Here is a 2,720-nt window from a genome sequence, read left to right on the forward strand (position 1 = left end):
AACTTTTTAGTTCACATCTTTTCTACGCTTATTTCATATTCCATGCAACCCAAAAAGCCCTCTATTTCCAGCTCTTTCTTTATCGGCTAATTCATAGTTAGCGTTTATAGAGTCTGGAAAAGTTTTTCTGCCGCACCAAGCGATATGACTAAATGATTTTGAGTATGAAATTTTAATGTTCCCAGAAACACATCACAATGACCAAGTTGACAGCACCGTGCAATATCTGCAATGGATGAGAGACAGTACCTCTCGGGTCGCAGCTATACGAACATTGTGATTTAAGCCTGACAGGAGGATGTCATCCAAGTAGTTGGTGTTAACATTTATCAATTGGATAATCACCAGTGAAACAAGCATCGCAGTATTGCGGTGCTATGTTATTGCGCTTCTCTTCCTTAATAGCCTGATATAGCCCATCAATACTTAGAAAGGTCAAACTATCCACTCCTATACTTGCCTTTATTTCCTCTATGGATTGATTTGCAGCAATTAAATCCTTGCGCTCTGGTGTGTCGATTCCATAAAAGCAAGAGTATTTAATTGGTGGACTTGAAATTTTTAAGTGAATTTCTCTTACTCCTGCATCTTTTAGCATAACTATTATGCTTCTGAGTGTACTGCCACGCACTATACTGTCATCTATTAAAACTATGTTTTTACCTTTCAAAATGTGCTTATTAGCGTTGAATTTTAACTTTATTCTGACTTTACGCACTTCAGCGGTTGGTTGTATAAAAGTTCTTCCTATATAATGATTACGAATTATTCCCAGCTCCATAGGTGACCCTGAACGCTTTGCATATCCAATGGCTGCAGGTATTCCAGAATCAGGTATTGGTACAATCATATCCACATTGTTTTTTGGTGGACTCTCCTCTGCAAGCGTTTTCCCTATTTCTTTTCTCATATCGTATATGGACCTACCTTCCATTATGCTATCTGGCCTTGAGAAATAAACGTATTCAAAAATACAAAAGCTTGATTTTTGCTGCGCAAAAGGAAATGCTGAAGTTAGGTGACCATTACGATCAATAGTGACTAATTCACCTGGCTCTATTTCTCTAATAAACTCTGCATTTACTATATCAAAAGCACAAGTCTCAGATGCAAGCATGTAAGAACCGTTTAACTTTCCTAAAGCAAGGGGTCTGATTCCTGCTGGATCGCGCACTCCAATAACCCTCTCTTGGTTGATTGCAACAAAGGAATAAGCGCCTTGTATCTGCTTTAATGAGCATATAAAACTCTCTAGAAAGCTATCTTTTGTATTGGTTTCTACCAAACGTACTACCACTTCTGTATCGATATCCGATTGAAAAATGCACCCCTGTTTAATTAACCGCTCGCGTATTGGAAAAATATTAATTAAATTACCATTATGTGCTATAGCAAAATCTCCAAACTTACTGCTTTTGCCAAGCATGGGTTGTGCTCCGACCTTACTGCCACTTGTTGAGTATCGAACGTGGCCTATTGCATAATCTCCAGGCAAGGATTTCTTTATTGCGTCTACGTCATCAAACACACTGCTCACTTGACCTTGAAAATGATAAGAGTGCAACTTACCGTTATAACTTGTCACTACACCAAAAGACTCCTGACCTCTATGTTGCAAAGCATGAAGACCTAATATGGAGTCAAAAGAAGCGTCTTTATTGTAGCTTATACCAAATACTCCGCACTCTTCGTACATTCCATCAAGCATAAAAACTATTTAGTAAAGTTTAATTCTACTTTAGCATAGGCAAAGCACAAGCATTTTATTTACTAGATGTTAAGAAGGGATATAAAACGCAAAAATTTCCTATACTTTCCTTCTCTTGTACAGTTCCAGGTATGATAAAGTATGAGACCATCACATTCTGGGACTGTACAACTGCTACGTTTTCTTTATTTTGCTTATAGCTTCTACAAGCAATGCAAATATCAATGAAGAATATAAGTATTCTTTCGGTAGTTCTATGTGAAGTCCTTCAAGTATTAGGTATGCACCAACAAATAAAATAAATAGAATGGCGATTGTTTTTAAGCTAGGGCTAGATTTAATTAACTGAGCGGTATGGCTTGATAAAAATATCATCGCTAGTATGGAAAACGTATATGCCATAGCAATTATTATCATGTTGTGAGCTAATGCTATAGCGGTTAATAAAGAATCGACCGAAAAAATTAAGTCTATTAATATGATTTGCAGTACAACTGAAAACAATTGCGATTTGATATCTATTTTTTTTTCGGTTTGCTTGTATAAAAAAATGTTATTCCATAGCTCCATAGAGCTTTTAACAACGAGAAATAATCCTCCTGCTATCATAAGTAGATCTTTTACTGAGATGTCAAGCGATATAGCGTGAAATATAGGTTTTTGCATTGACAATATATGCGATGTAAAAAACAGTGTCACAAAACGCATCAGTAGCGCTAGTCCAAGACCTATAAGGCGTACCCTTTCTTTCAGCGTGGTTGGTACTTTATCTATCGCTAGAGAAATAAAGATTAAATTATCTACGTTAAGTATAGTTTCAAGTAGTGTAAGTATCAGTAAAGTCCACGCTTCAGCTAACATTTTCGTTCCCGTTCTAGCTTCCTTACTTTACAATAGATATGTAAAAATTAAGTGACTTCGCTTAGTCTCTGTGAACAAAATTTTAGAGAAGCCATATGAGAGAACCAACGAAGTTTAAAAAACCCATAAAAACCTCAGCAGTCTTGTCAAA

Annotated in this window: 2 protein-coding genes and 2 pseudogenes; 2 read left to right on the plus strand and 2 right to left on the minus strand. The window is 36.4% G+C overall.

Going from position 1 to position 2,720, the window contains the following annotated elements; all coding sequences use genetic code 11:
* Positions 1-90: pseudogene (locus tag GO685_RS04595) on the plus strand (IS982 family transposase); the annotation flags it as partial.
* 16 nt (positions 91-106) lie between these two features.
* Positions 107-280 (plus strand): annotated as a pseudogene (locus GO685_RS05825) (phage terminase large subunit); the annotation flags it as partial.
* 39 nt (positions 281-319) lie between these two features.
* On the opposite strand, the gene purF reads toward GO685_RS05825, so the two are convergent.
* Positions 320-1,708: an amidophosphoribosyltransferase gene (gene purF, locus GO685_RS04600; protein WP_175937773.1), complete on the minus strand. Its 1,389-nt coding sequence runs from the start codon at positions 1,706-1,708 to the stop codon at positions 320-322.
* 174 nt (positions 1,709-1,882) lie between these two features.
* Positions 1,883-2,569: a TerC family protein gene (locus tag GO685_RS04605; RefSeq protein ID WP_175937774.1), complete on the minus strand. Its 687-nt coding sequence runs from the start codon at positions 2,567-2,569 to the stop codon at positions 1,883-1,885.
* Positions 2,570-2,720 lie beyond the last annotated feature (151 nt).

The sequence above is a fragment of the Wolbachia endosymbiont of Madathamugadia hiepei genome (assembly GCF_013366855.1).
GTDB lineage: Bacteria > Pseudomonadota > Alphaproteobacteria > Rickettsiales > Anaplasmataceae > Wolbachia.

Coding starts and splice junctions, on each gene's coding strand:
- purF (WP_175937773.1), bottom strand. CDS start 1,708: ATGCTTGATGGAATGTACGAAGAGTGCGGAGTATTTGGTATAAGCTAC.
- GO685_RS04605 (WP_175937774.1), bottom strand. CDS start 2,569: ATGTTAGCTGAAGCGTGGACTTTACTGATACTTACACTACTTGAAACT.